This window comes from Streptomyces sp. NBC_01408, from assembly GCF_026340255.1.
Taxonomy (GTDB): domain Bacteria; phylum Actinomycetota; class Actinomycetes; order Streptomycetales; family Streptomycetaceae; genus Streptomyces.
The window spans coordinates 3,868,129-3,893,966 of the sequence record NZ_JAPEPJ010000001.1 but is presented as its reverse complement, the minus strand read 5'-3'; the positions used below and the strand labels follow the sequence as shown (position 1 = coordinate 3,893,966).

Below are 25,838 nucleotides of genomic sequence, written 5' to 3'. Positions count from 1 at the left end.
GGTCTTCGGGCCCTTCGGGGGAAGGGTCAAGCGGTGCCGAGTGCGGCGCTGCGCGCGGCGAGGAAGGCCTTGTGCGGGTCGAGGTCCGGGTAGGACCAGGGGGCGCGGGTGGCGTGGCTGCCGATGCGGTGGAAGAGGGCGGCGGCCTCGGCGGGGCGGCCCTCGCACAGCTTGGCGTGGGCGAGGAAGTTGAGGTCGACCCGGTTGCGGGGGTGGTCCTCGCGCTCCCACTCCAGCCACCAGTCGAAGGCGGAGCGCAGGACCTGGCGGGCGCGGCGGCCGGACCAGTGCTGGGCGGCGCTGCTGAAGGTGTGCCCGTGTGTGGCGGCGAGCACCCGGTAGCGCTCGGCGTGCGCGATGACGGGGAGGACGGCCAGCGGGGAGTCGGCCGGGGACTCCTCGGCGGCCCAGGCGGCGAAGTCGTAGACCTCGTGGAGGGGGTCGTGGCCCGCGGCGGGGGTGCGCTCGGCCAGTTTGGCGACCATCAGGTGGTGGGCGTGGTGGTGTTCGCGGTGGCGGGCCCTGACCTGGTCGAAGTGGCGGCTGAACTCCTCCTCGGAGCCGAAGGCGCGGGAGAGGAGCAGCAGGCCGAGCCAGGGGGTGGGGTCGGCGGGGAGCAGCAGGGCGGCCCGGCGGCAGGCTTCCTCGGCGGCCTCGGGCGAGCCCTTGCGGCGCAGCGCCGTGAAGACGGCGGCGCAGGCGAGGAGGGTGGCGGCGTCGGCGCTCTCGGGTTCGGCGAGCAGCCATTCGCGGGCCCAGGCGGTGGCGGCCGGGGTCTCGGCGAGGACGACGACGCGGTGGCCGCGGCGGTCCCAGTCGTCGCCGGTGCCGACGAGGAGGGAGCGGGCCCTGGCCCAGCGGCCCTGGCTGAACTGGGCGCGTACGTCGACCAGTTCGGTATCACAGAGGGCCGGGTCGAAGAGCTGGGCGTCCCGCTTGCGGCTGCGGCCGAGGGGCGGCGGAGGCGGGGACATCCGCGGATTTCCCTCCAGGACGCGGGCGGACGGGGCGAGCGATGGCCTGAAAACATGCATGATGCACGTGACTGGTGCGGTCGATCGGGTCGTCGGGGGATCGTGCCGGTGAGCGAACCGGTGATCACGGACAGCAAAGCGGTACGCACAGCTCCGAGTCAAGGTCCAGTCCACTGCGTGGCGGGTTTCAACTGGGTGTCAGGTGGTCATAGTTGAGCCGGCCGGGCCGGTCCGGGGAGGCCGCCGGCCCGGTCGCGTAGGGTCGGATCATGACCTCGATCAACGACCTTCCCCCTTACCTGCTCGGCTTCCCCGGGCCGCTGCGCGACCAGTTGGTGGCGGCCGTGCTGAGCGGGGCGAAGACCTCGACGACCGGGCTGCTGCCCGAGTACGAGGCCGAGGGCGAGCCGCTTCCCGAGGTGGGGCAGCGGGCGGCGCTGGTGGACTCGCAGGAGCGGCCGGTGGCCGTCGTGGAGGTGACGGGGGTCCGGGTGGTGCGGCTGGCCGACGTGGACCTGCGGCACGCGCTGGACGAGGGCGAGGGGTACGCGTCAGTGGCCGAATGGCGTGCCGGGCACGAGGGGTTCTGGCACAGCGCTCCGGTCCGGGAGGCCCTCGGGGATCCGCACTACACGGTGGACGACGACACGCTGGTGGTGGCGGAGCGGTTCCGGGTCGTGGAGCGACTGGCCTGAAATGCACCCGGGTTGCGGGGCGCGCACAGGCGCCTCGGCCCGGGCTCGTGGCGGGGCCCGGGCCGGCGCCGGGCCGGCGCCGGGCCGGCGCCCCCTGCCGGGCCGGCCGCCCCGGGCGGAGGCGGCCGACCCGGCAGGGGACGGCGGGGGCGGCAGGGGGGATGGCGGGGGCGGCAGGGGTGGGCGTCAGCCGACCGCCCGGGCCGCGGCGCGGCCGGCCGTACGGCCCGAGAAGAGGCAGCCGCCGAGGAAGGTGCCCTCCAGGGCCCGGTAGCCGTGCACCCCGCCGCCGCCGAAGCCGGACGCCTCGCCCGCCGCGTAGACGCCCGGCAGGGGTTCGCCGTCCGCCGTCAGGACGCGTGAGGAGAGGTCGGTCTCCAGGCCGCCAAGGGACTTGCGGGTCAGGATCGACAGCCGGACCGCGATCAGCGGCCCGGCCGCGGGGTCCAGGATCCGGTGCGGCGCGGCGGTGCGGATCAGCTTGTCGCCGAGGTACTTGCGGGCGCCGTGGATGGCCGTCACCTGGAGGTCCTTGGTGAAGGGGTTGGCCATCTCCCGGTCCCGCGAGGTGATCACGCGGCGCAGTGCGGCCTCGTCGATCAGGTCCTCCTTGGTGACGGCGTTCATCCCGCGGACCAGCGCGGACAGGTCGCGCTCGACGACGAAGTCCGCGCCGTGGTCCATGAAGGCCTTGACCGGGGCCGGTACGGCCAGCCGCGCGCGGTTGATGACGTCGCGGACCGACTTGCCGGTCAGGTCGGGGTTCTGCTCGGAGCCGGAGAGCGCGAACTCCTTGCCGATGATGCGCTGGTTGAGGACGAACCAGGTGTGGTCGTGGCCGGTCTTCATGATGTGCTCGAGGGTGCCGAGGGTGTCGAAGCCCGGGAAGAGCGGCACGGGCAGCCGTTTGCCCGTCGCGTCCAGCCAGAGCGAGGAGGGGCCGGGCAGGATGCGGATGCCGTGCCGGGCCCAGATCGGGTCCCAGTTCTGGATGCCCTCGGTGTAGTGCCACATCCGGTCCTTGTTGATGTGGCTGGCGCCCGCCTCCTCGGCGATGCCGAGCATCAGGCCGTCCACGTGCGCGGGGACCCCGGAGAGCATCCGCTCGGGCGGGGTGCCGAGCCGGGCGGGCCACTGCTCGCGCACGAGGTCGTGGTTGCCGCCGATGCCGCCGCTGGTCACGATCACGGCCTGGGCCCGGAGCGAGAACTCCCCGGCGCGCTCGCGGCTGCTCGCGGTGCCCCGTACGGCGTCGGAGGGCTCCAGGACCTCGCCCGTCACGGTGTCCACGGCGCCCGCGGTGCGGGACAGGCCGGTGACCCGGTGGCGGAACTTCAGCTGGACCAGCCCGCGGGCCACCCCGGCGCGGACCCGCCGGACGAAGGGCTCCACCAGGCCGGGGCCGGTGCCCCAGGTGATGTGGAAGCGGGGGACGGAGTTCCCGTGGCCGTCGGCGTCGTAGCCGCCGCGCTCCGCCCAGCCGACCACCGGGAAGAAGCGGACCCCCTGGGCGTGCAGCCAGGGCCGCTTCTCGCCCGCCGCGAAGTCCACGTAGGCCTCGGCCCAGCGGCGCGGCCAGGCGTCCTCCTCGCGGTCGAAGCCGGCGGTGCCCATCCAGTCCTGGAGGGCGAGGTCGCGGCTGTCCTTGATCCGCATCCGGCGCTGCTCGGGCGAGTCCACGAAGAAGAGCCCGCCGAAGGACCAGTGCGCCTGGCCTCCGATGGACTGCTCCGGCTCCTGGTCGAGCAGGATGACCTTGCGGCCCGCGTCGACGAGCTCGGCGGTGGCCGCGAGACCCGCGAGCCCGGCCCCGATCACGATCACGTCTGCGTCGTACGTCATGCGCTACCCGTCCTCCGTCGGTGGTGGGGCAGATCCTTGGCTACGGAGCGGTAACCAGTCAACAGCGGTGGTTGGATGAACGGGTGAGTGCCGCTGATGAAGTACTGGACGTGGTGGACCGGGACGACCGGGTGACGGGGCAGGCCCGGCGCGGCGAGGTCTACGCCCGCGGGCTGCTCCACCGCTGTGTGTTCGTGCAGGCCAGGGATGCGGAGGGGCGGATCTTCGTCCACCGGCGGACCGCGTCGAAGCTGGTGTTCCCCGCGCACTTCGACATGTTCGTGGGCGGGGTGCTCGGCGCCGGGGAGAGCTACGCCTCGGCGGCCCTGCGGGAGGCCGGGGAGGAGCTGGGGGTGTCCGGGCTGCCGCAGCCCGTACCGCTGTTCAAGTTCCTGTACGAGGGTCCGGGCGGGGCCTGGTGGTCGTACGTGCACGAGGTGCGGTGCGAGCTGCCGGTGGATCCGCAGGCGTCCGAGGTGGACTGGCACGCGTGGCTGCCGGAGGCGGAGCTGGAGCGGCGCGTCGCGGACGGCTCGTGGGCGTGGGTGCCGGACGGGCTGGAGGCGTACCGGCGGCTGCGCGCGTACCGGGAGCCGCGCCAGTAGATTGACCCGGTGATCGACTTCGTCAAAGACGTGCGCCTCTGGTTCGCGCCGGAGCGGGTGAAGGACGAGGGCGAGACCCCCGACTACCGGTTCTCGCTCGCCAACGAGCGGACCTTCCTGGCCTGGATCCGGACCGCGCTGGCCCTGGTGGGCGGCGGTTTCGCCGTGGACCAGTTCCTGCCGGACCTGCGCTGGGGGGTGCGGGTCGCGATGGCCTTCGCGCTGCTCGCGGTGGGCGGGGCCTGCGCCCTGCGGGCGGTGAACCACTGGGTGCGGTGCGAACGGGCGATGCGGCGGGGCGAGGACCTGCCGCTGTCCCGGTTCCCGGTGGTGCTGAGCCTGGGGGTCGCCCTGGTCGCGGTGGCGATGATCCTGGTGGTGCTGCTGGGCTGGACGACGGAGGGGTGAGCGCGTCCAGCGGCGGCGAGGTCCGCGACGCCGGGCTCCAGCCCGAGCGGACCCGGCTCGCGTGGCGGCGTACGACGCTGACCTGCTCGGTGGTGGCGGTGCTGGCCCTGCGGCAGGCCCTGCGCGGGTCCGGCAGCCCGGTGGAGGTGGCCGGAGCGGCGGTGACCACGCTGATCTGGCTGGCGTTCCTGGGGGTGGCGCACCGGCGGATCCGGCAGCTGGCGGCGGAGCGGCCGCCGGGGTTGTCGCGGCGGGCGGCCCTCGCGGTGGTGGCCTGCACGATGGCACTGGCGGCCCTCGCGGTGGCCGTGATCATCTGAGCGGGCGGTCGGATGATCCGGCTTTCGCGCGCCGCTGGGACACAACGGGCGATCTCGGACTATCCGCACTAGCCTCGGCCCCATGACGACCCAGCACCTGGAACACCCCACCCATGCCCACACCCACGGCCCCGACTGCGGTCACCAGGCGGTCTCCCACGGCGACCACGTCGACTACGCGCACGACGGCCACCTCCACCGGGAGCACTCCGGCCACTGGGACGAGTGCGAGAGCGCCGGCCACACCCCGCACGAGGCGCACACGCACACCCACGGCTCGGACTGCGGGCACGACGCGGTCCCGCACGGCGACCACCTGGACTACCTCCACGACGGCCACCGGCACGCCCAGCACGACGGCCACTACGACGACCACTGACCGGCCACGCCCCGACCGCGCCCCGGCCACGCCCCGGACCGGCGGCTGACCGGCCCCTGACCGGCTTGCCGGTCGGCTGCCGAACGGCCGCCGGCCCCGCCGCCCGCGCCTGACCGAAAGACGGTCGGGAACGCACCCGCCCTCCCCCGGGACCGCGACGACTGGCAGGATGCTGACCGCCCGTCACAGTGACCCGGGGAGAGCGCAGATGACCGTCGCGGAGCCTTACCTCGTCCAGCCCTCGGCCGGGGTGTACGCCTACGTCCAGCCGGACGGCGGCTGGTGCCTCAACAACGCGGGCTTCGTGAGCGACGGCGGCCGGACGCTGCTCGTCGACACCGCCGCCACCGCGCGGCGGGCACTGGCCCTGCGCGAGGCCGTCCTGGCGGCCGGGGTGCCGCTCCCCCGCACCGTGGTGAACACCCACCACCACGGGGACCACACCTACGGCAACGGCGTGTTCGCCCCCGAGGCTCTGGTCCTCGGACACGACAACGCGCGTGCCGAACAGCTCGCCGCCGGGCACCAGCTGGAGATGATCTGGCCCGGGACGGACTTCGGCACGATAGAGATCACCCCGCCCGACCTGACCTACAGCGACCGGATGACCCTGCACGTCGGCGAGACGGAGGTGCGGGTCATCCACCCCGGTGTCGCGCACACCACCGGGGACTCCATCGTGTGGCTGCCCCGGCAGCGGGTGGTGTTCACCGGCGACCTGGTCTTCGCCGAGGGCACGCCCTTCCTGGCGATGGGCTCCCTGGCCGGCTCGCTGCGGGCCCTGGAACTGCTGCGCTCCCTGGGCGCGGAGACCGTCGTACCGGGACACGGACCCCTGACCGACCCTTCGGCCTACGAGGCCACCGAGCGGTACCTGCGCTACGTGGACGCGCTCGCCCGGGAGGGCCGCGCGAAGGGCCAGACCCCGCTGGAGGTCGCCCGTCAGGCCGACCTCGGCGAGTTCGCCGCCTGGCGCGAGAGCGAGCGGCTGGTGGCGAACCTGCACCGGGCGTACGCGGAACTGGCCGGCGGACCGGAGGGCGGCCCGCTGGACATCCTCGCGGTGCTGAAGGACATGACGGTGATGAACGGCGGCACGCCGATCCTCTGCCACGCCTGATACCCGGCGGATCCGCGGCCGGACCGGGGAGTTCCTCCGGTCCGCGCTCTGGACGACATACCGACTGGTCGGCATGATGGCTCAGGACATCCGATACAGACCCAGCACGGAGGTGCACACCATGAGCTCAGCCGAACCGCCGGGCCTCGATCTGGAGCGGCTGCGCGGTCATCTCGACCGGGCGCTCCCGGGACTCGCGGCCGGGGCGCTGCGCGGCCGGCTGATCGAGGGCGGCCGCTCGAACCTCACGTACGAGATCACCGACGGTACCGCCCGCTGGGTGGTGCGCAGGCCCCCGCTCGGGCACGTGCTGGCCACCGCGCACGACATGCGGCGCGAGCACCGGGTGATCGCGGCGCTGCACGGTACGGCCGTGCCGGTGCCCGAGCCGCTGCTGCTGTGCGAGGACGAGTCCGTGCTCGGGGCGCCGTTCTACGTCATGGAGTACGTGGAGGGGGTGCCCTTCCGGACGGCCGGCGAGCTCGCGGCGATCGGGCCCGAGCGCACCCGGCGGGCCGTGCTGGGCCTGGTCGACACGCTGGTCGAGCTGCACGCCGTGGATCCGCAGGCCGTGGGCCTGGGGGACTTCGGGCGGCCCGAGGGCTTCCTCGACCGCCAGCTGCGCCGCTGGGGCAAGCAGCTCGCGGCCTCGCGCGGCCGGGAGCTCCCCGGGATCGACGAACTGCACGGCGCACTGGGCCGGGCGCTGCCCGACTCCCCCGCCCCGACCGTCGTGCACGGGGACTTCCGGCTGGACAACGTCCTGATCGGCGGCCCGGACGACAGGATCCGGGCGGTGCTCGACTGGGAGATGTCCACGCTCGGCGATCCGCTGACCGACCTCGGGCTGCTGGTGATGTACAGCTCGGACCTCGGCCTGAGCGAATCTCCGGTCAGCACGACGAGCGGGGCGCCGGGCCATCCGAGCCCCGCCGAGCTGATCGAGCGGTACGCGGCCCGCTCCGGCCGGGACACCGGCGCCATCGCCTGGTACACGGCGTTCGCCTGGTTCAAGCTCGCGGTGATCCTCGAAGGCATCCACTACCGCTTCACGCTCGGGCAGACCGTCGGCGCCGGCTTCGACCGCATCGGCGAACTGGTCCCCGTCTTCATCGAGCACGGACTGACCACTCTTCAGGAACCGCAGGAAGGCTGAGGCATCCCACCATGGACTTCGCATTCGACGCCCGGACCGAGGAACTCCGCGAGCGGCTGCTCGCGTTCATGGAGGAGTACGTCTACCCGGCGGAACCGGTCGCCGCCGAGCAGCGCGCACGGCTGGCCTCGCCCTGGGACACCCCGGCCGTCTTCGGTGAGCTGAAGGCCGAGGCGCGCCGCCAGGGGTTGTGGAACCTGTTCTTTGTGGACCAGCACAGCCTGCCGGACGCGGAGTACGGCGCCGGGCTGACCAACCTCCAGTACGCCCCGCTGGCAGAGATCACCGGCCGCAGTCCGCACCTGGCCCCGACGGCGACCAACTGCGCGGCCCCGGACACCGGGAACATGGAGCTGCTCGCCCAGTTCGGGAACGAGGAGCAGAAGAAGCAGTGGCTGCACCCGCTGCTGGCGGGCGAGATCCGCTCCGCCTTCGCGATGACCGAGCCCGAGGTGGCCTCCTCGGACGCGACGAACATCGAGACCCGGATCGAGCGGTCCGCGGACGGGTCCGAGTACGTGGTCACGGGGCGCAAGTGGTTCATCTCCGGTGCCATGAACCCGGACTGCAAGATCTTCATCGTGATGGGCAAGACCGACCCGGAGGGCGCCGATCCGCGCCGCCAGCAGTCCATGATCCTGGTGCCCCGGGACACCCCCGGGGTCGAGGTGCGCCGGGCCATGACGGTGTACGGGTACGAGGACCACGACCACGGCGGCCACGCCGAGGTGGTCTTCGACGGTGCGCGCGTTCCGGCCGGAAACCTGATCGGCGAGGAGGGCGGCGGTTTCGCCATCGCCCAGGCCCGGCTCGGCCCCGGTCGGATCCACCACTGCATGCGGCTGATCGGCATGGCGGAGCGGGCCATCGAGCTGATGTGCCGGCGGGCGCTCGGACGGACCGCCTTCGGCAAGGAGCTGGCCGCGCAGGGCGTCGTACAGAGCTGGATCGCGGACGCCCGGGTGACCGTCGAGCAGCTGCGGCTGCTGGTGCTGAAGACGGCCTGGCTGATGGACACCGCCGGCAACCGGGGGGCGCACACCGAGATCCAGGCCATCAAGATCGCCACCCCTCGGGCGGTGGTGCGGATCCTGGACGACGCGGTGCAGCTGCACGGCGCGGGCGGGGTGAGCCAGGACTTCCCCCTCGCCGAGCTGTGGGCGGCGGCGCGGACGCTCCGGCTGGCGGACGGGCCGGACGAGGTCCACCAGCGCTCACTGGCGCGGCGGGAACTGAAGCAGTACCGGGCCTGACCCGGCGGAGCCGGGCGAGGCGGGGCGGGGCCGGGCGAGGCGGGGCGGGGCCGGGCGAGGCGGGGCGGGGCCGGGCGAGGCCGGGCGGGGCCGGGCGAGGCCGGGCGGGGCCGGGCGAGGCCGGGCTGGGCCGGGCGAGGCCGGGCTGGGCCGGGCGAGGCCGGGCTGGGTGAGGCCGGGCGAGGCCGGGCTGGGCCGGGCTGGGCCGGGCGAGGCCGGGCTGGGTGAGGCCGGGCGAGGCCGGGCTGGGTGAGGCCGGGCGAGGCACGGCCGGCCTCGCCCGCTACGGACGCAGTGCGCGCAGCAGCAGGTCGGCCAGGTGGTCGGCGACCTGCTGCGGCGTGAGGGGGCCGTCCGTGCGGTACCAGGTGGACAGGTGGTGCACGGACCCGAAGTGGTAGTCCACCACCAGGTCGGCGGGGGTCGCGGTGGAGAACACCCCGGAGCGCTGACCCTCCTCGACCAGCGCCCGGAAGCGCTCGTGGTAGCGCCGCCGCTCGGCCCGGACCTGCTTGAACTTCTCCGGGCTGAGCTGGTGCATCGACCGGAAGAAGATCATCGCGTCGTCGAGGTTCTCGATGGTGGTGACGACCACGTCGGCCGCCGCCGTGCGCAGCCGCTCCTCGACGGGCGCGTCGGAGTCGGCCACCGCGTCCAGGCGCTGCTGCTGGAGGCGCAGCATGCGCGCGTACACCTCGTGCAGCAGGTCGTCCTTGGACCCGAAGTAGTGGTAGAGCGCGCCCTTGGTGACCCCGGCCGCCTCGACGATCTCCTGGACCGAGGTGCGGTCGTAGCCGCGCTCGGCGAACAGCCGGGTGGCCACGGCCAGCAGCCGCTGCGGCACCGGGGCTTCGTGCGTGCCCTCGGGCACCGTGGTTCTGGCCGCCATGGCGCTGGCCTTCCCTTCCATTCCATCGAGTCGGCGACTGTGCGTCCGTCCGACTGTTTTCAGCCGCGGTCGCGCAGTTCCCGTCGGAGGATCTTGCCACTGGTCGTCTTCGGAAGGACAGGCAGCACCTCCACTTGGCGCGGGTACTTGTACGCGGCGAGGCGCGCGGCGCAGTAGGCGGACAGCTCCGCCGGTCCGGCCGAGGTGCCGGGGCGGAGGCTGACGTACGCCTTCACGCTCTCCCCCCGGTAGGGGTCCGGGACCCCGACCACGGCCGCCTCGCGGACCGCGGGGTGGGTGTAGAGCACGTCCTCGACCTCGCGCGGCCAGACCTTGAAGCCGGATGCGTTGATCATGTCCTTCTTGCGGTCGACGACGTAGAGCCAGCCGTCCGCGTCCATGAACCCGACGTCGCCGGTCCGCAGCTCACCGTCCGGGAAGGCCTTCGCCGTCTCGACCGGCAGGTTCCAGTAGCCGGGCACCACCTGGGGGCCGCGTACGGCGATCTCGCCGGTCTCGCCGAAGGGGACCTCGGCGCCGCGCGCGTCGAGGATGCGGACGACGGTCTCGGCGCCGGGGACGCCGACGGAGAGGGTCCCGGAGGCGGGGTCGACGGGGGCTTCGAGGTGCGCGGGGACGGAGGCGCAGGGGGCGGTGCACTCGGTGAGGCCGTAGCCGTTGCGGAGGTAGAAGCCGAAGGCGGCGCGGAGGCGTTCGACGAGCGCGGGCGGGAGGGGGGCGCCGCCGGAGGAGAGCACCTGGAAGGAGGCGAAGTGGTCCCGGGTGGCCCCGGGGTGGGCGGCGAGGGCCATGAAGGCGGTGGCCGGGCCGATGGCGTAGGAGGGGCGGTGTTCGAGGAAGGCGTCGAGGACGAGCCCCGCGTCGAAGCGGTGGGCGAGGACGAGGGTGCCGGCGTTGACGAAGCAGGCGGCGAGCTCGCAGACCATGCCGGTGATGTGGAAGAGGGGGGCGAGGGCGAAGTACCCGGCGCCCTCGGCGAGGGGGTGGCCGGCGACCTGGCGGGCGGCGTTGTACGTGAGGGCGCCGTGCGGGTTCATCGCGCCCTTGGGGGTGCCGCTGGTGCCGGAGGTGTAGCTGATGAGGGCGGTGTCGGCGCCGGTGAGACGGGGATCGTCCGGGGCGGGTTCGCCGCGGCGGGCCACAGCGGACAGATCGGCGACGACCGGGGCGGGCGCTGCCGCGGGCCGGGCGGCGGCCGGGGCCGCTGCGGCGGGCCGGGCATGCGCCGCCGCAGGGTCTGAGGCGGGCATGGCGTGCCCCACCGTGCGGGCCCAGGCCGGGTCCGGGGCGGGCAGGGCATGCGGCACCAGGGGGCCCGGGGCAGACGGGACAGGGACCGCCGCAGGCGCCGGGGCGGACCGGGCGGGCGCCGTGAGGTCCGGGGCTGCCGGGGCAGACGGGGCAGGGACCGCAGCAGGCGCCGGGGCGTACGCCGCTGCAGGCCGGGGCGGCGCCGCCGCGGGGTCGGGGGCGTGCGTGGTGTGCCCCACCGTGCGGGCCGGGGCTGGGGCCGGGGCGGGCAGGGCCTGGGGCACCAGGGGGCCCGGGGCAGACGGGACAGGGACCGCCGCAGGCGCCGGGGCAGGGACCGCCGCAGGCGAGCCGACGGCTGCGAGGGCGAGCAGGCGTGGGTCGTTGCGGGTCTGGAAGTCCAGCTCGGAGGCGGTCAGGACGGTCCGTACGGCACTGCCGTGCGCGGCCTCGCGCAGGTACGCCGTCCAGGCGCGGCCCTCGCAGACCAGCGCGGCGGCCCCGGAGTCGCGCAGGACGTGCGCGGCCTCGGCGGTCTTGTACATCGGGTTGAGCGGGACGACCACCGCCCCGGCCTTCCAGGCGGCCAGTACGGCGAGCACGAACTGCGGGGTGTTCTGCAGCATGACGGCGACCCGGTCCCCGCGGCGGATCCCGTGCGCGGCCAGGTGCCCGGCGACGGAGTCGGAGAGTGCCTCGGCCTCGGCGTAGGAGATCCGGCCGTCGAAGTAGGCCAGGGCGGTGCGCCCGGGGGCCCGGGCCACGGCCTCGCGGAAGGCGTGCAGCACGGAGCGCGGCGGTGCGACGGGCGCCCGCTGGGCCTCGCTGAGCCGCCCGAGCCAGGGCCGGGCGGCGTACCGGGCCACCTCGGGCGCCTCGGGCGTCCCAGGCGTACCCGGTACCTCGGGCGTCTCGGGTGCGTCGGGGGTCTTGGGCGTCCCCGGCGCCTCGGGGAGCCCGAGCACCTCGGGGGTCCCCGGCGCCTCGGGGAACACCTCGGGCGTCCCCGGCGCCTCGGCGGGCCCGAGCACCTCGGGGGTTCCAAGCGCCTCGGGGAGCCCGAGCACCTCGGGGGTCCCGGGCGCCTCAAGCATCCCGGGCACCTCAGCGGTCTCGGGGGCCTCGGGCGCCTCAGCGGTCTCGGGCCCCTCTGGCGCATCCGTGGCGGGGACCGCGCCGGCGGCGGACGTCACCTGGTCTCCCACTTCTGCTGGAGGTGGTTCATGCCGCTCAGCCAGCGGTCCGGCTCGGTGGCGCGGGCGGCGTAGAAGTCGGCGACCTCGGGGTGCGGGAGGATCAAGAACCGGCCCTTCTCCATGCCGTCGAACAGCGCGTCCGCGACCGCTTCCGGCTCGATCGCGGTCGGCGCGAGGACGAGTTCGCCCGCCGAGCCCGCGGCGGTCAGCATGTCGGTGCGCACTCCCTGCGGGCAGATGGCGTGCACCTGGACACCGCGGTGGCGGTAGGTCAGCGAGAGCCACTCCGCGAAGGCGAGCGCACCGTGCTTGGTGACACTGTACGGGGCCGCTCCGATCATCGTCAGCAGCCCGGCGGCGGAGACGGTGGACACGAAACGGCCGTCCTCCCGCTCCAGCCAGTCCGGCAGCAGCAGCCGGGCCGCCCGGACGTGCGCCATGACGTTGGTTTCCCAGGCCGCCTCCCAGACGGCCTCGTCGGCGAACGCGTCACCGCCCGAGGCGAGTCCGGCGTTGGCGCAGTAGATGTCGATCCCGCCGCCGAGGGCCTCCCGGGCCTCGGCGACGATCTCCGAGGCGTCGCCCGGCACGGGGATCGCCCGGGCCCCGATGGCGCCCGCCACCGCGGCGGCCCTGGCGGCGTCGATGTCGTTGACCACCACCGTGGCGCCCTCGGCGGCGAACCGCCGCGCGAGGGCGGCGCCGATGCCGCCGCCCGCACCGGTGACGACGACTCGCTGGTCCTGGTACGCGCTCACGGGGATCACCTTTCGTCCGGCCGGATGCCGACCGTGCTCATCTACCGATGGCGGGCAGACTAACCAGTCGGTATGTCAGGGCGGAAGGGGCCTGCCGTCTAGCGTGGCCGGATGACTCTGTCGCGACGCGGGGTACTGGGACTGGCGGGAGCCGTGGGAGCCGCGGGCGCCCTGGGAACGGTGGAAGCGGTGGAAGCGGTGGGAGCCGCCGCACCTCCGGGGACGGCGTCGGGCCGAGCGGACCGGGTGCGTACGGGCTTCGAGCAGCTCGCCGCGGACGGGTACGGCGTACTCGCCGGGCAGAAGGTCGGGGTGGTCACCAACCCCACCGGCATCACCGCCGACGCCCGGCACCTGGTCGACGTACTGCACGCGGACGAACGGGTCGACCTGGTGGCCGTGTTCGGCCCCGAGCACGGGTTCCGCGGGACGGCCCAGGCGGGCGGTTCCGAGGGCGCGGCCCGGGATCCGGCGACCGGCCTGCCCGTCTACGACACGTACGACAAGAGCGGGCAGCGGCTCGCCGACGTGTTCACGGCGGCCGGGATCGACACCGTCGTCTTCGACATCCAGGACGTCGGGGCGCGCTTCTACACCTACATCTGGACCCTGTACGACTGCATGCGCGCGGCCTCGCTGGCGGGCAAGGCGGTGGTGGTGCTGGACCGCCCGAACCCGGTCGGCGGGCGCGCGGCGGCCGGCCCCGTACTGGAGCGGCCGTACGCGAGCTTCGTGGGCCGGGAGCCGATCGCCCTCGCCCACGGGATGACGGCGGCCGAGCTGGCCCGGCTCTTCAACGGCGAGTTCCTGACCGACGGATCACTGCCCAAGGGGCCGGTCAGGCTGCGGACCGTGGCGATGAGCGGATGGCGGCGGGAGTCGTTCTTCGGGGAGACGGGGCTGCCCTGGGTGCCGCCGAGCCCGAACATGCCGACCCCGGACACCGCCCTCGCGTACGCCGGGACCTGCCTCTTCGAGGGGACGAACCTGTCCGAGGGGCGCGGGACGACCACACCCTTCGAGGTGGTCGGCGCGGAGGGCATCGACCGGAGGTGGGCGGAGGCGGCGAACGCGCTGGAGCTGCCCGGGGTGTGGTTCCGGGAGGCGTACTTCACGCCGACGTTCTCCAAGCACGTGGGGAAGGTCTGCGGCGGGGTGCGGCTGATCGTGCACGACCGGGCGGCCTTCGATCCGGTGCGGGCCGGAATCGGGCTGCTGGTGACCGCGCGGCGGACCTGGAGCGGCTTCGGCTGGCGCGCGGACCACTGGATCGACCGGCTGACCGGCTCGGACCGGGTGCGGAAGACGATCGACGCGGGGGCCGGGGTGGAGGAGGTCGTGGGCGACTGGGCGGCGGGTCTGGCCCGGTTCGCGGCGCTGCGGGAGCAGTACCTGCTGTACCGGTGAGACGGCCGTGCGGGGGGTCTGGCCGGATGGGCGATGCAGCAGGATGCTGGACCGCACCTGAGGCACGGCGCGGAGGGGGACGTCATGGCGTACAGCGGTGCCGGGAACGGGACGGGTGCCTGGGCGGGGGCCGGGATCGGCGTCGGTCCGTACGCGGAGCTGGTCTTCGACGCGGAGGGGGACGCGGACCCGTCCGGGCAGGGCGCGGTGGCCCGCATGGAGGCCACTGACCTGCTGGTCTTCGCGCACGGCTGGAACAGCGACCGGGGCACCTCGACCCGGCTGTACGACCGGTTCTTCGCCCCGTTCCCCGGGTTGGTGGGGTCAGGGGTGCGGCTGGGGTACGTGGGTGTCGTGTGGCCCTCGATACGGTTCGCGGACGAGCCGATACCGGACTTCGATCCGCCGGGGGCGCTCGCGGAGCCCGGCTTCGGGACGGCGCTGGACCCCGGCACCCGGCGGGCGCTCGGGGAGTTCTGGCCGGGGCGGCAGGCGGAGCTGGACCGGGTGGCCGAACTGCTGGAGGAGAGGCCTGAGTCGGAGGCCGGATTCATCGAGTTCGGCGCCCTCGTACGGGAGTTGGCCGGGGTGAACACGGTCACCGCGGTGGCGCCGCCGGCCGTACCCCTGATCTTCACGGAGGACGTGCTGGAGGTGTGCCGGGCCTTCACCCGCGGGCTCGTCGACACGGGCGGCGCGCTGCCCGGGCGCGCCGACGGGCGGGATCCCTCGGCCCTCGGGGCCGGCCTGGTGGGCGGCGGGCTGCGCGCCCTGTGGGGCGGCGCCAAGGAGCTCCTGCGGCAGGCCACGTACTACCAGATGAAGAAACGCGCCGGAGTGGTCGGCGAGCGCGGCCTCGGTCCGGTACTGGCGGGGCTGGCGGCCGAGCGCCCGGCGCTGCGCGTCCATCTGCTCGGGCACAGCTTCGGGGCCCGGGTGGTGTCCTTCTCGCTGCGCGCCGTGCCGGACGGGGCCCGGTTCGTGAAGTCGCTGACGCTGTTCCAAGGCGCCTTCTCCCACTACGCGTTCGCCGACCGGCTGCCGCACGACAAGGGCCGGGGCGGTGCGCTGCGCGGCCTCCAGCGCCGGGTCGACGGGCCGGTGGTGGCCTGCCACTCCGCGCACGACTCGGCGCTGAAGGTGTTCTACCCGCTGGCCTCGCGGATGGCGGGGGATTCGGCCGGACTGCTCGGCTTCGACGAGCGGTGGGGCGCGATCGGGCACGACGGGGTACGGGCGGTGCCGGGCGCGCCCCGGCTGAGCCTGGACGCGGCCCTGCGCGAGGGGGTGCCCTCGGCCGGATGCGTCAGCGTGGACGCGGGATCCGTGGTGCGGCGCGGCGGCGCGCCGTCGGGGGCGCACAGCGACATCTGCCACGAGGAGCTGGCCAGGGTGGTGGTTTCAGCGGGGCGCCTGGGGCGCTGACTTCCGGCCACGTGCCACCCGTACGCCTCGACCGCCCCCGCATGCGCCCGCACCGGGCCGGGCATGTTGGGCACATCGGCGGAGGTGACATGTCATGGCGGGTTTCCGAAGTCTGGCCTACCAGGTGCGTGATGCGCGCAACGACCGGGCCCTGCGGCGCCATTCGCTGCGCCGTTGCCTGGAGCGGTTCGCCCCGTACGGGCACCGGGCCACCTGGTGGCACCTGTGCGACCGGCACGGGATCGCCCCCGAGGACCGGGGGGCGGACCCGCTGCGGCTGGTCGCCGCGCTGGAGGAGCTGGAGGAGGCGCGGGCGGTCTGGCTGGAGTACGAGCGCCAGTTCGCGGAGCGGCGGCGGCGCGAGAAGCACCACGGGCTGCGCCGGCCGGAGTGGGCATGGGGCGGGAGCGGGGACGCGGTGGTGCGGTGCGCGGACCCCGGGGTGCGGCCGGAGGGGGCACTGGGCGAGGTGCTGAGGCGGCTGGTGAAGGCGCTGGAATCGGCGCCGGGGACGGTGTGCCCGGTCTGCGGGGACCGGGAACTGCACTGGCCGGCACCGCCGGCGGGGCAACGGCGGGGGCCGGGGCCGATTCCGATTCCGATTCCGGTTCCTGAGGCGGGGCGGGGTCCCGGGGCGGGGGCAGAGCTGGGGGCGGGGGTGGCGTCCGGGGCGGGGCCGGTTCCGGGGGCGGGGAGCGGGACGGGGCGGCGGGTGGCCGGGCCCTGGGAGGGGGCGTGGGCCTGGGACGGGCCGCTCTGCACGGGCTGCGGGATCGTGGTGCCGAGACCGGCGCTGGTGGACACGCCCTCGGCGGGGGCGGCATGAACCACCCGCCACCTCGGGCGCACCACGCACCCCAGGCACCTCAGAAGCCGCAGGTACCTGTGCTGTCTCAGCTGTCACAGCTGCCTCAGGTGTCGCTGAACGGCTCGCGGACCGCCGCCGACGGCCCGGCCGTGCCGATGTCCCCCGACGCCTTGGCGGATGCGGCGCTGGGGGCGGTGGCCGCCGGGGCCGGGGAGGTGCTGGTGCACCCGCGGAGCCCGTGCGGCCGCGAGAGCCTCTCCCCCCGCGTGGTCGGCCCGCTGCTGGAGGCGGTGCGGGGCGCCGGGATCGGCGTACCCCTGGCGGTGTGCGCGAGCATCGGCGCGGAGCCCGATCCGGCGGGGCGGCTGGAGCGGGTGCGGTCCTGGACGGTGCTGCCGGACCGGGCGGCGGTGCACTTCGCCGAAGCGGGGGCCGAGGAACTGGCGCAGGCACTGCTGGCGCGCGGCATCGGGGTGGACGCGATCGTTCCGCTGGGCGGGCGGGCCGGAGCGGAGCCGATGGCCCGGTTCCTCGCCTGGCCCGTACGCACCCCCGGGCGGGTCCGGCTCGTGGCCGAGCTCGCGTCGGCTGATCCGGCGCTGGTGGCCGGGCTGCGCGGGCTGCCGCCGGTGCCGGTGCTGCTGTACGGGCGTGAGGCCGCCGCCTGGCCGGTGCTGCGGCTGGCCGCGCGGTGCGGCACGGGCACGCGGATCGGCGTAGGGGACGTGCTGCACCTGCCGGACGGGCGTCCGGCGCCCTCGAACGCCGAACTGGTGGCGGCAGCACGGACGGTGTGGGAGCGGACGGCCCCGTCCGGCTCCGCGACACGGACACCCCCTAGAGCCGCGAGCCGGTGAGCTTCTGGCCGAAGACGTCGTCCGGGTTGGACAGGGCGCAGTTCTCCAGCGAGAGGCAGCCGCATCCGATGCAGTCCGTCAGATGGTCGCGCAGGCGGCCGAGTTGCCGGATCCGCTGGTCGAGCTCGGCGCGCCAGGCCTCGGAGAGCCGGGCCCAGTCCTCGCGGGTGGGGGTGCGCTCCTCGGGGAGCTGGGCGAGCGCTTCGCGGATGCTGGCCAGCGGGATGCCCACGCGCTGTGCGGCGCGTACGAAGGCCACCCGGCGCAGCGCGTCGCGGCCGTAGCGGCGCTGGTTTCCGGAGGTGCGGCGGCTGCTGATCAGGCCCTTGGCCTCGTAGAAGTGGAGCGCGGAGACGGCGGCGCCGCTACGGGCGGACAGCTGGCCGACGGTGAGTTCGTGGATGTTCTCGGGAATCTGCGGCACCCCGCCGAGCGTAGTCGGAGGTCCGTTGACATACACATGCGGTCCCCAGCATGCTGAGCAAGCGCTTATTCGTCGAGAAGCAGGAGCAGGCATGGCCGAGCCGAAGGTCTTCACGTCCGAAGAGGAACTGCGCGCCGGGATCGGGGAGCCGCTCGGGCCCAGCGGGTGGCTGGAGGTGGACCAGAAGCGGATCGACCTCTTCGCGGACGCCACCGGCGACCACCAGTGGATCCACGTGGACCCGGAGCGGGCGGCGGACGGACCCTTCGGGACCACGATCGCGCACGGCTACCTGACCCTGTCGCTCCTGCCCAGTCTGGTGCCGCAGATCATGCGGGTCGAAGGCATGAAGATGGGCATCAACTACGGGACGAACAAGGTGCGGTTCCCGGCCCCCGTGCCGGTCGGGTCGCGGCTGCGCTCCACTGCCGTGATCACGGAGGTGACCGAGGCGGGCGGCGGCGTGCAGGTCACGGCCACCGTCACGGTGGAGCGGGAGGGCGGCGACAAGCCGGTGTGCGTGGCCGAGTCGGTGTCCCGCTACTACTTCTGAGCTACCGCTCCCGCGCCGGGCCCGCCGTGGCCGGCGCGCCCACCATGCGCAGCACGAGGTCGGCGTAGAGCGCGCCGACCTCGTCGGGCGTGCGCTGTCCGGCCACGTTGAACCAGCGGGCCACGTCGATGCAGAGCGACAGTACGGCGAGGGTGGTGCCGGGTACGTCGGGCACGTCGAACTCCCCCGCCGCGACCCCGTCGGCGAGGATGCCGCGCACGGCGGCGTCGCTCTGGCGGCGCAGTGCCACGATCTCGGAGCGGTGCTCCGGAGCGAGAGCATCGAGCTCGTACTGGACCACCCGCGCGGTGGTGTGATGTGCCGCGTGCCACCGCACGAAGGACTTCACGGCGGTATCGAGCCGCTCGGCGGCCGAACCCGGGCCTTCGGCCGCCGACGTCAGGATCTCCAGCGCCTTGTCATGGCCGATGCGGCTGATCCGGTGGAGCAGCTCTTCCTTGGTCTTGTAGTGGATGTAGAGGGCGGCCGGGCTCATCCCGGCCCGCCCCGCAATGTCACGTGTGGTGGTGGCGTGGTACCCGCGCTCCGCGAAGGCCTCGACGGCGGCGACCAGCAGCCGCCGCGCCGCGTCGGGGATGACCTCCGACCAGGGCTGATAGCCGCCGGCCGTCTCCTCCGCGCTGTCCATCGCTCACTCACCCTCTTCACCGTGTGGGAGTGACACCCTACCGGAGGGTGAGCAAGCGCTTAGCGGATGTCTTTCCGATCCTGCCCGATCGGCAAGAACACCGCACGGGCTCAGTGCTCGCGGGCGGGCTGCTTCGGGGCGAAGGGGTCGTACTCCGCCATCATCTTCTCCATCCGGGCCTGGTCCACCCGGCTGACGATCTGGGTGACCTCCTGGCGGTCGCGGATCACCTTGGCGAGGGTGAAGGCCGAGGTGGTGAGGTACAGGACGGCGATGCCGAGGAAGGCCCGGACCCAGCCGTCCACCTCCAGGTTGTAGATCCCCAGGGCCACGCTGCCGAGGGCGATACCGAAAGAGGCAACGGCCTGGCCGTAGTACGCCCCTGTGCTCTGCTGCTTGACCGGTGTCTCGTTCATGGACCCAGCATCGGGCGGGGTGACCGGGGACACATCCGCTCGCGTACTCAGGTGCGTACTCAGCCTCAGAAGGCCGAAACCCCGGTACGGGCGCGCCCGATGAGCAGTTTCTGGATCTGGCTGGTGCCCTCGTACAGGGTCATCACGCGGGCGTCGCGCAGCAGCTTGCCGGCCGGGTACTCGTCGATGTAGCCGTAGCCGCCGTGCACTTGGAGGGCGTTGCTCGCGGCGCGCACGGCGGCCTCGGAGGCGAAGAGCTTGGCGGTGGAGGACTCGGTGGCGAAGGGCAGGCCGCGGTCGATGAGGTCGGCGACCCTCCAGGTCAGCAGCCGGGCGGCGTCCACGTCCACGGAGATGTCGGCGATCAGTTCCTGGACCAGCTGGTGGTGGGCGATGGGCCTGCCGAACTGCTCGCGCTGGGCGGCGTAGGAGACGGCCGCGTCCAGCGCCGCCTGGGCGATGCCGACGCAGCCCGCGGCGACCGACATCCGGCCCTTGGCCAGCGCGGACATGGCGACCGAGAACCCCTTGCCCTCGGGGCCGAGCAGCGCGGAGTCGGGGACGCGGACGTCGTCGAGGACGAGTTCGGCGGTGGCCTGGCCGCGCAGGCCGAGTTTGCCGTGGATCTCGCGGCGGGTGAGGCCGGGGCTGTCGGTGGGGACGAGGAAGGCGGAGACTCCGCGGTGGCCGGGCTCCTCGCCGGTGCGGGCGAAGAGCAGCACCACGTCGGCCCAGGTGCCGTTGGTGATGAACATCTTGCTGCCGTCGAGGACGTACGCGTCCCCCTGGCGCACGGCGCGGGTGGTCAGGTTCCCGGCGTCGGAGCCGGTGCCGGGCTCGGTCAGGCCGAAGCAGCCGAGCGCGTCGCCGGAGCACAGACGGGGCAGCCAGGCGCTCTTCTGCTCCTCGGTGCCCCAGGCGGCGATGGTCTTGGCGACGAGGCCGAGGGAGACGGAGACGATGCCGCGCACGGCGGAGTCACCGCGGCCGAGTTCCTCGGTGACCAGGACGTAGGAGAGGTGGTCGCCGCCTGAGCCGCCGTACTCCTCGGGGACGGTCAGACCGAGGAAGCCCAGATCGCCGAGCTTCTTGACGATGGCCCGGTCCACGCTCTCGGCGCGGTCCCACTCGGCGGCGTACGGGGTGACCTCGCGCTCGGTGAACTCGCGGGCGAGCCGGCGGACGGCGGCCTGTTCCTCGCTCAGCTCCAGATTCACCGGGCACCTCCGGGGGTCTTCGTGGCGGGGTCCCGGCGCCTTTAACTAGCACCGGTAGTTTATGGCGGGCAGGCCCTACTATGTGGCGCATGGCCAGACCGCGCAAGCCCCTCCTCAGCCGAGCCCGCATCGTCGAGGCGGCGGGCGCGCTGGTGGACGCGGAGGGGCTGGAGGCGGTGTCGACGCGCAGGCTGGCGGCCGCGCTCGGGGTCAGCGGGCCTTCGCTGTACAACCACTTCCGCACCAAGGACGAGATCCTGGACGCGGTGGCGGACTCGGTGAGCGCGCGGGTCGACTTGTCGATGTTCGAGGCGCCGGCCTTCGGGCCGCCGGGGGGCACGGGCGGAGCCGGGGGTGCGGGCGGGGCCGGAGGTGCGGGCGGGGCCGGCGGCGGCGCGGACTGGCGTACGGCCCTGCACGACTGGGCGCACTCCTACCGGGAGGCCCTGTCCGACCATCCGAACATCGTGCCCGTACTGGCGCGGGGGCCGGGGCGGCGGCCCGCCGGACTGCGGGTCGCGGACGCGGTGTTCGGCGCGATGACGGCCGCCGGGTGGCCGCCGGCCCACGCGACCCGGATCGGCGCGCTGATGCGGTACTTCATCCTGGGCGCTGCGGTGGGTTCCTTCGCCGGAGGTTTCGTGGACGACGAGACGGCCTACGACCCGTCGGCCTACCCCCACCTGGGCCAGGCCCATCTGCTGGCCGAACGCCGGCGCGAGGTGGACGACGGCGCCTTCGAGACGGGCCTGACCGCGCTCCTGGACGGCCTGGCCCTCCAGTACGAGGCGCTGCGCGGTCCCGCGTAACGGCGACGGGTACCCCTACGGCTACGGCTACGGGTCCGGGCGGGGCGGCGGCGCGGGCGGTGGCGCCGGCACGGGCGCTGCTCAGAAGACGATCAGGGAGCGGCCTCCCTTGCCCGCGAGCATGGCCTCGAAGGCGGCCGGGATGCCGTCGAGGGTGATGCGGTCGGTGACCAGGGCGCCGAGGTCGAGGCGGCCGGCGCGGACGTGCTCGGCGATGACCGGGAGGTCGCGGGCGGGGTCGCTGTTGCCGTAGACGCAGCCGGTGAGGGTGCGGGCGAAGTGGAAGATCTCCAGGGCGTGGAAGGTGACCTGCTGTTCCTTGCCGCCGATGCCCACGACCGTGGTGCGGCCGCCCCGCCGGGTGGATTCCCAGGCTCCGCGGATGGTTTCCGCCCGGCCGACGCATTCGACGGCGACGTCCGCGCCCTGCCCGCCGGTGAACGCGCGGATCTGCTTGGCGGTGGTGTCGGAGGCGAGCACGAACTCGGTGGCCCCGGCCGCCCGGGCCAGTTCCTCCTTCGCCGGGGAGACGTCGACGGCCACGATCGGGCCCGCCTGCGCGATCCGGGCGGCCTGGAGTGCCGCGAGACCTACCCCGCCGACGCCGAAGACGGCCACGGACTCGCCGGGGCGGACCTGGGCACTGTGGTGGACGGCTCCGTAGCCGGTGAGGACGGCGCAGCCGAGCAGGGCCGCCTCGGCGAGCGGGATCCCGGCGGGCGCGGGCAGCACGCAGTTGGCCGCGACGACGGTCTCCTCCGCGAAGGCCGCCACATTGAGCCCGGGGTGCAGCTCGGTGCCCTGTGCGTCGTGGGCGTAGACCGCCCCGACCCCGGAGAGGGCCTTGGCGCAGAGCCAGACCTCGCCGATGGAGCAGTGGTGGCACTCGCCGCAGGACGGGGCCCAGTTGAGCACCACCCCGTCGCCGGGGGCGACATGGCAGACGCCCTCCCCGACGGCGAGGACCGTTCCCGCGCCCTCGTGGCCGAGGACGGCGGGGACCGGGACCCTCATGGTGCCGTCGGTGAGGGAGAGGTCGGAGTGGCAGACCCCGGCGGCCGCGAGCCGTACCCGGACCTGCCCGGGGCCGGGATCGGGCAGCACGATCTCCCGTATCTCCAGCGGGGCTCCGACGGCGGGCAGGATGGCGGCGCGGACCATGGTCGTCGTCTCCGTCTTTCCGATGCTCAGCAGGGGTGTGTGGCACTGAGGGGACTGGGACCGGCGATGCCTGGAGCGGCAGGGCTCAGAACCGCAGGTCTGGGGCGGCGGGGCCAGGAGCGGCGAGGCTCCCGGCGGCGGGGCTCGGAGCGGCAGGGCGCCGGGCGGCGGGGCTCAGAGCCGGGGGCTCAGAACTGGAGGGACTTGGTCTGGAGGTACTCGGCCAGACCGTGCGGGCCCAGCTCGCGGCCGACGCCCGACTGCTTGTAGCCGCCGAAGGGCGCGAGCACGTTGAAGCGGCCGCCGTTGATGTCCACCTGCCCGGTGTCCATGCGGCGGGCGAAGGCTGCGGCCGTCTCCTCGTCCGCTGCCCAGACGGCGCCGCCCAGGCCGTAGACGGTGCCGTTGGCGATGCGCAGGGCCTCCTCCTCGTCCTCGTACGGGAGGATCGACAGCACGGGGCCGAAGATCTCCTCCTGGGCGATGGTCATGTCGGGTGTGACGTCGGCGAACACGGTCGGTGCGATGAAGTACCCCCGCTCGTGCGGTGCGTCGGGGCCGCCCGCGACCAGGCGCGCGCCTTCCTCGATGCCCTTGGTGATGTATCCGCGCACGCGGTCGCGCTGCTTGGCGTTGACTACCGGACCGAGGCGGGTGCCCGGATCGGTGGGGTCGCCGCTGGGGTAGCCGGCGACGGCGACGGCCGCGAGCGAGACGGCCTCCTCGTACTGGTCCCGGTGGACGAGCATGCGCGTCAGCGCGTTGCAGCTCTGGCCGGAGTTGTTCATGACGTGGCCCACGCCCGCCGCGACGGCCTTGGCGAGGTCGGCGCCGGGCAGGATGACATTGGCCGATTTGCCGCCCAGCTCGAGGGCGACCCGCTTGACGGCGGCGCCGGCGGTGGCGCCGATCTGCTTGCCGACAGCGGTCGAGCCGGTGAAGGAGACGAGGTCGACGCCTTCGTGTGCGGCCAGGGCCTGACCGGCGACCGGGCCGGTCCCGGTCACCAGGTTGAAGACTCCGGCCGGGATGCCCGCCTCGTGCACGGCTTCGGCGAAGAGCTGTGCGGTCAGCGGGGTGTCCTCGGCCGGCTTGAGGACGAGGGTGCAGCCGGCGGCGAGAGCGGGCGCCACCTTTGCAACGACTTGGTGCAGCGGGTAGTTCCAGGGCGTGATGGCCCCGACCACGCCGACCGGTTCCAGCAGCACGGTGGAGTTGCCGATCCGCTCCTCGAAGGCGTAGGAGGCCGCCAGTTCGGCGTAGGAGGAGGCCACCGCGATCGGCGCCCCGACGTGGATCATCTCCGAGAAGCCCAGCGGGGAGCCGAGTTCGGCGGTGATGGTCTCGGCGATCTCGCCCTTGCGGGCGGCCAGCACGTCGCGCAGCGCCCGGATCAGGGCCGCCCGCTCGGCCGCGGGCACGGCCGCCCAGCCGGGCAGGGCCGCACGGGCCGCGCGTACGGCCGCGTCCACATCCTCGGCGTTGCCCGCCGGGACACCGGCGATGACCTGCTCGTCCGCCGGATTGACGACCTCGATCCGGTCGCGTCCGACGGCGGTCCGCCACTCGCCGCCGATGTACATCCCGTCGTGGGCCTTCATGGCAATCCTCCCGAGCACGCACCAGCGCGTAGACCTGACCTCGCGGACACCCTACAAACTAGCGCCGGTAGTTTTCGGCGCGCCAGGGGTCCGGTGGCTCAGATGATGCCGAAAAGCATCCCTGCCCCGAGCACCACCAGGGAGGTCAGGGCCGCCCATTTCACGGTGAAGCGGGTGTGGTCGCCGAACTCGACCTTGGCCATGCCGACGAGGACGTAGACGGCCGGAACCAGCGGGCTGGACATGTGCAGGGCCTGTCCCACGAGGGAGGCGCGGGCGATCTCGAGCGGAGACACCCCGTGGGCGGCGCCGGCCTCGGCCAGGACGGGCAGCACACCGAAGTAGAAGCCGTCGTTCGACATGAAGTAGGTGAGCGGCAGGCTCAGCAGGCCGGTGACGAGCGCCATGTGCGGGCCCATGCCCTCGGGGATGGCGCCGACGAGCCAGTCGGCCATGTGCTTGACCATGCCGGTGCCGGAGAGGACGCCCGTGAAGACGGCGGCGGCGAAGACCATGCCGGCGACGTTGAGGACGTTGTCGGCGTGGGCGGCGATCCGGGCCTTCTGTTCGGGCATGTGGGGGAAGTTCACGGTGAGGGCGAGCGCGGCGCCGAGCAGGAACAGCACCGGGATGGGCAGCAGCTCCATGATCATCGCGGTGAGGAGGGCGAGGGTGAGGCCCGCGTTGAACCAGTAGAGGCGGGGGCGCAGCGTGGGCCGCTGGGGGTCGAGGCCCTGGAAGCCGTCCTCGGCGTACTGGGGGGTGGTGTCCGCGTCCCCCTGCGGGGCGGTGGCGGATCCCGGGCCGGCCGCGGCCCCGGAGGAAACCGCGGGGCGGCTGCCGGACACGCTCGCGCCGGAGCTGGGGCCGGCGCCGGCTCCGGATACGGCCGCGACCAGGCGTTCCTCGGTGACCGGCGCCTCCTTCGCGCCCCCCTCCGTCTCCCTCTCCGTGCCCTTCTCCGTGTCCTTCTCCGCGTCCCGCTCGGCGTCCTGCTCCGTGTGCTCCGTCTCGCCGGGCAGCGCCAGGACGCCGACCCGGCGGCGCTCCTTCAGCCCGAGGACGTAGGCGAGGACGAACACGAAGAGCAGGCCCGCCGCGAGGGCCGGGATCATCGGGACGAAGATGTCGGCGGCGTCGAGCTTGAGGGCGGTGGCGGCGCGGGCCGTGGGGCCTCCCCAGGGCAGCGTGTTCATGACGCCGTTGGCGGTGGCTGCGACACCCGTCATTACGACCAGGCTCAGGCCGAGCCGCTTGTACAGCGGGTACATGGCCGAGACCGTGATCATGAAGGTGGTCGAGCCGTCCCCGTCGAGCGAGACGATCGCGGCGAGGACGGCCGTGCCGACCACGACGCGCATCGGGTCGGCCTTGCAGAAGCGCAGGATGCCCCGCACGATCGGGTCGAAGAGGCCGACGTCGATCATCACGCCGAAGTAGACGATGGCGAACATCAGCATGGCGGCGGTCGGCGCGAGCTTGCCCACGCCGTCGATGACGTAGTCGCCGAGGTGCGCCCCCTGCCCGGCGAACACGCAGAAGAGTGCGGGGATGAGGACGAGCGCCGCGATGGGCGACATTTTCTTCATCATGATCAGGACCAGGAAGGTCGCGATCATGGCGAAGCCGAGGAAGGTCAGCATG

At 73.8% G+C, this 25,838-nt stretch carries 25 protein-coding genes and 1 pseudogene; 14 read left to right on the top strand and 12 right to left on the bottom strand.

All coding sequences use genetic code 11. The features are described from left to right. Positions 1-26: 26 nt before the first annotated feature. Positions 27-974, bottom strand: a complete 948-nt coding sequence (locus tag OG447_RS17705) for a hypothetical protein (RefSeq protein ID WP_266937658.1) — start codon at positions 972-974, stop codon at positions 27-29. 269 nt (positions 975-1,243) lie between these two features. Here OG447_RS17705 and OG447_RS17700 point away from each other — a divergent pair, with 269 nt between their 5' ends. After that, on the top strand, positions 1,244-1,669 hold the full coding sequence (locus OG447_RS17700) for an ASCH domain-containing protein (RefSeq protein ID WP_266937657.1): 426 nt from the start codon (positions 1,244-1,246) through the stop codon (positions 1,667-1,669). 186 nt (positions 1,670-1,855) lie between these two features. On the opposite strand, the gene OG447_RS17695 is transcribed toward OG447_RS17700, so the two are convergent. Then, positions 1,856-3,511: an FAD-binding dehydrogenase gene (locus OG447_RS17695; RefSeq protein ID WP_266937655.1), complete on the bottom strand. Its 1,656-nt coding sequence runs from the start codon at positions 3,509-3,511 to the stop codon at positions 1,856-1,858. An 83-nt stretch (positions 3,512-3,594) separates the two neighbouring features. On the opposite strand from OG447_RS17695, the gene OG447_RS17690 reads away from it, so the two are divergent. From OG447_RS17690 to OG447_RS17660, 7 genes are all read left to right on the top strand, one after another. Continuing rightward, positions 3,595-4,116 carry an NUDIX hydrolase gene (locus tag OG447_RS17690; protein WP_266937654.1) on the top strand — a complete coding sequence of 174 codons (522 nt, stop codon included), beginning with the start codon at positions 3,595-3,597 and terminating at the stop codon, positions 4,114-4,116. Positions 4,117-4,125: 9 nt separating this feature from the next. After that, entirely contained in the window at positions 4,126-4,524 is a 399-nt protein-coding gene (locus OG447_RS17685) for a YidH family protein (RefSeq protein ID WP_266937652.1), read from the top strand. Beyond that, entirely contained in the window at positions 4,521-4,844 is a 324-nt protein-coding gene (locus tag OG447_RS17680) for a DUF202 domain-containing protein (protein WP_266937650.1), read from the top strand. Before OG447_RS17685 ends, OG447_RS17680 begins: the two co-directional genes overlap by 4 nt. Positions 4,845-4,926: 82 nt before the next feature. After that, positions 4,927-5,223 (top strand): hypothetical protein, encoded by a 297-nt coding sequence (locus OG447_RS17675; RefSeq protein WP_266937648.1) that lies wholly within the window; start codon positions 4,927-4,929, stop codon positions 5,221-5,223. Positions 5,224-5,431: 208 nt separating this feature from the next. Beyond that, entirely contained in the window at positions 5,432-6,343 is a 912-nt protein-coding gene (locus tag OG447_RS17670; RefSeq protein WP_266937646.1) for an MBL fold metallo-hydrolase, read from the top strand. Positions 6,344-6,464: 121 nt separating this feature from the next. Then, the gene (locus OG447_RS17665; protein ID WP_266937644.1) at positions 6,465-7,499 is read left to right on the top strand and encodes a phosphotransferase family protein; all 1,035 of its coding nucleotides are present in this window, start codon (positions 6,465-6,467) and stop codon (positions 7,497-7,499) included. A gap of 11 nt (positions 7,500-7,510) precedes the next feature. Then, the gene (locus OG447_RS17660; protein ID WP_266937642.1) at positions 7,511-8,752 is read left to right on the top strand and encodes an acyl-CoA dehydrogenase family protein; all 1,242 of its coding nucleotides are present in this window, start codon (positions 7,511-7,513) and stop codon (positions 8,750-8,752) included. Positions 8,753-9,035: 283 nt separating this feature from the next. Here the strand turns inward: OG447_RS17660 and OG447_RS17655 are convergent, their stop codons facing one another. The 3 genes from OG447_RS17655 to OG447_RS17645 all read right to left on the bottom strand — a co-directional run bounded on the left by OG447_RS17655 (position 9,036) and on the right by OG447_RS17645 (position 12,876). Then, positions 9,036-9,641 (bottom strand): TetR/AcrR family transcriptional regulator, encoded by a 606-nt coding sequence (locus tag OG447_RS17655; RefSeq protein ID WP_266937640.1) that lies wholly within the window; start codon positions 9,639-9,641, stop codon positions 9,036-9,038. A gap of 59 nt (positions 9,642-9,700) precedes the next feature. Continuing rightward, entirely contained in the window at positions 9,701-12,007 is a 2,307-nt protein-coding gene (locus OG447_RS17650) for an AMP-binding protein (protein WP_266937638.1), read from the bottom strand. 95 nt (positions 12,008-12,102) lie between these two features. After that, positions 12,103-12,876 carry an SDR family oxidoreductase gene (locus tag OG447_RS17645; RefSeq protein WP_266937636.1) on the bottom strand — a complete coding sequence of 258 codons (774 nt, stop codon included), beginning with the start codon at positions 12,874-12,876 and terminating at the stop codon, positions 12,103-12,105. A 102-nt stretch (positions 12,877-12,978) separates the two neighbouring features. On the opposite strand from OG447_RS17645, the gene OG447_RS17640 reads away from it, so the two are divergent. The 4 genes and pseudogenes from OG447_RS17640 to OG447_RS17625 all read left to right on the top strand — a co-directional run bounded on the left by OG447_RS17640 (position 12,979) and on the right by OG447_RS17625 (position 17,364). After that, the gene (locus OG447_RS17640) at positions 12,979-14,274 is read left to right on the top strand and encodes a DUF1343 domain-containing protein (protein ID WP_266937634.1); all 1,296 of its coding nucleotides are present in this window, start codon (positions 12,979-12,981) and stop codon (positions 14,272-14,274) included. Between the two features lie 84 nt (positions 14,275-14,358). Then, positions 14,359-15,699: a serine-threonine protein kinase gene (locus tag OG447_RS17635; protein ID WP_266937632.1), complete on the top strand. Its 1,341-nt coding sequence runs from the start codon at positions 14,359-14,361 to the stop codon at positions 15,697-15,699. A 94-nt stretch (positions 15,700-15,793) separates the two neighbouring features. Next, positions 15,794-16,228 (top strand): annotated as a pseudogene (locus OG447_RS17630) (hypothetical protein); the annotation flags it as partial. A gap of 356 nt (positions 16,229-16,584) precedes the next feature. Beyond that, a complete protein-coding gene (locus tag OG447_RS17625) occupies positions 16,585-17,364 on the top strand; it encodes a 3-keto-5-aminohexanoate cleavage protein (RefSeq protein WP_266937630.1) in 780 nt (259 codons plus the stop codon). Here OG447_RS17625 and soxR read toward each other — a convergent pair. Next, positions 17,345-17,788, bottom strand: coding sequence for a redox-sensitive transcriptional activator SoxR (gene soxR / locus OG447_RS17620; RefSeq protein WP_266937628.1), 444 nt, complete (start codon positions 17,786-17,788; stop codon positions 17,345-17,347). The two genes, OG447_RS17625 and soxR, sit on opposite strands and share 20 nt — an antisense overlap. Before the next feature lie 91 nt (positions 17,789-17,879). Here soxR and OG447_RS17615 point away from each other — a divergent pair, with 91 nt between their 5' ends. Further along, complete coding sequence (locus tag OG447_RS17615) at positions 17,880-18,341, top strand: MaoC family dehydratase (protein ID WP_266937626.1); 462 nt, start codon at positions 17,880-17,882, stop codon at positions 18,339-18,341. Between the two features lies 1 nt (position 18,342). On the opposite strand, the gene OG447_RS17610 is transcribed toward OG447_RS17615, so the two are convergent. From OG447_RS17610 to OG447_RS17600, 3 genes are all read right to left on the bottom strand, one after another. Continuing rightward, positions 18,343-18,990 carry a TetR/AcrR family transcriptional regulator gene (locus OG447_RS17610; protein WP_266937624.1) on the bottom strand — a complete coding sequence of 216 codons (648 nt, stop codon included), beginning with the start codon at positions 18,988-18,990 and terminating at the stop codon, positions 18,343-18,345. Positions 18,991-19,100: 110 nt separating this feature from the next. Further along, on the bottom strand, positions 19,101-19,406 hold the full coding sequence (locus OG447_RS17605; protein ID WP_266937623.1) for a YiaA/YiaB family inner membrane protein: 306 nt from the start codon (positions 19,404-19,406) through the stop codon (positions 19,101-19,103). A gap of 65 nt (positions 19,407-19,471) precedes the next feature. Further along, positions 19,472-20,623: an acyl-CoA dehydrogenase family protein gene (locus tag OG447_RS17600; RefSeq protein ID WP_266937621.1), complete on the bottom strand. Its 1,152-nt coding sequence runs from the start codon at positions 20,621-20,623 to the stop codon at positions 19,472-19,474. An 89-nt stretch (positions 20,624-20,712) separates the two neighbouring features. Here OG447_RS17600 and OG447_RS17595 point away from each other — a divergent pair, with 89 nt between their 5' ends. Further along, positions 20,713-21,432 carry a TetR/AcrR family transcriptional regulator gene (locus OG447_RS17595; RefSeq protein WP_266937620.1) on the top strand — a complete coding sequence of 240 codons (720 nt, stop codon included), beginning with the start codon at positions 20,713-20,715 and terminating at the stop codon, positions 21,430-21,432. 81 nt (positions 21,433-21,513) lie between these two features. Here OG447_RS17595 and OG447_RS17590 read toward each other — a convergent pair whose 3' ends face one another. The 3 genes from OG447_RS17590 to OG447_RS17580 all read right to left on the bottom strand — a co-directional run bounded on the left by OG447_RS17590 (position 21,514) and on the right by OG447_RS17580 (position 25,837). Further along, positions 21,514-22,593 (bottom strand): Zn-dependent alcohol dehydrogenase, encoded by a 1,080-nt coding sequence (locus OG447_RS17590; RefSeq protein WP_266937618.1) that lies wholly within the window; start codon positions 22,591-22,593, stop codon positions 21,514-21,516. A gap of 188 nt (positions 22,594-22,781) precedes the next feature. Further along, positions 22,782-24,194, bottom strand: a complete 1,413-nt coding sequence (locus OG447_RS17585) for an aldehyde dehydrogenase family protein (RefSeq protein ID WP_266937616.1) — start codon at positions 24,192-24,194, stop codon at positions 22,782-22,784. A gap of 98 nt (positions 24,195-24,292) precedes the next feature. After that, entirely contained in the window at positions 24,293-25,837 is a 1,545-nt protein-coding gene (locus tag OG447_RS17580; RefSeq protein WP_266937614.1) for a CitMHS family transporter, read from the bottom strand. Between the last annotated feature and the right edge of the window lies 1 nt (position 25,838).

What these genes read in the sequence shown, in the direction of transcription:
- OG447_RS17705 (WP_266937658.1), bottom strand. Translation starts at nt 974, where the DNA reads ATGTCCCCGCCTCCGCCGCCCCTCGGCCGCAGCCGCAAGCGGGACGCC.
- OG447_RS17700 (WP_266937657.1), top strand. Translation starts at nt 1,244, where the DNA reads ATGACCTCGATCAACGACCTTCCCCCTTACCTGCTCGGCTTCCCCGGG.
- OG447_RS17695 (WP_266937655.1), bottom strand. Translation starts at nt 3,511, where the DNA reads ATGACGTACGACGCAGACGTGATCGTGATCGGGGCCGGGCTCGCGGGT.
- OG447_RS17675 (WP_266937648.1), top strand. Translation starts at nt 4,927, where the DNA reads ATGACGACCCAGCACCTGGAACACCCCACCCATGCCCACACCCACGGC.
- OG447_RS17670 (WP_266937646.1), top strand. Translation starts at nt 5,432, where the DNA reads ATGACCGTCGCGGAGCCTTACCTCGTCCAGCCCTCGGCCGGGGTGTAC.
- OG447_RS17665 (WP_266937644.1), top strand. Translation starts at nt 6,465, where the DNA reads ATGAGCTCAGCCGAACCGCCGGGCCTCGATCTGGAGCGGCTGCGCGGT.
- OG447_RS17660 (WP_266937642.1), top strand. Translation starts at nt 7,511, where the DNA reads ATGGACTTCGCATTCGACGCCCGGACCGAGGAACTCCGCGAGCGGCTG.
- OG447_RS17655 (WP_266937640.1), bottom strand. Translation starts at nt 9,641, where the DNA reads ATGGCGGCCAGAACCACGGTGCCCGAGGGCACGCACGAAGCCCCGGTG.
- OG447_RS17650 (WP_266937638.1), bottom strand. Translation starts at nt 12,007, where the DNA reads ATGCTTGAGGCGCCCGGGACCCCCGAGGTGCTCGGGCTCCCCGAGGCG.
- OG447_RS17640 (WP_266937634.1), top strand. Translation starts at nt 12,979, where the DNA reads ATGACTCTGTCGCGACGCGGGGTACTGGGACTGGCGGGAGCCGTGGGA.
- OG447_RS17635 (WP_266937632.1), top strand. Translation starts at nt 14,359, where the DNA reads ATGGCGTACAGCGGTGCCGGGAACGGGACGGGTGCCTGGGCGGGGGCC.
- OG447_RS17615 (WP_266937626.1), top strand. Translation starts at nt 17,880, where the DNA reads ATGGCCGAGCCGAAGGTCTTCACGTCCGAAGAGGAACTGCGCGCCGGG.
- OG447_RS17610 (WP_266937624.1), bottom strand. Translation starts at nt 18,990, where the DNA reads ATGGACAGCGCGGAGGAGACGGCCGGCGGCTATCAGCCCTGGTCGGAG.
- OG447_RS17605 (WP_266937623.1), bottom strand. Translation starts at nt 19,406, where the DNA reads ATGAACGAGACACCGGTCAAGCAGCAGAGCACAGGGGCGTACTACGGC.
- OG447_RS17595 (WP_266937620.1), top strand. Translation starts at nt 20,713, where the DNA reads ATGGCCAGACCGCGCAAGCCCCTCCTCAGCCGAGCCCGCATCGTCGAG.
- OG447_RS17590 (WP_266937618.1), bottom strand. Translation starts at nt 22,593, where the DNA reads ATGGTCCGCGCCGCCATCCTGCCCGCCGTCGGAGCCCCGCTGGAGATA.
- OG447_RS17585 (WP_266937616.1), bottom strand. Translation starts at nt 24,194, where the DNA reads ATGAAGGCCCACGACGGGATGTACATCGGCGGCGAGTGGCGGACCGCC.
- OG447_RS17580 (WP_266937614.1), bottom strand. Translation starts at nt 25,837, where the DNA reads ATGCTGACCTTCCTCGGCTTCGCCATGATCGCGACCTTCCTGGTCCTG.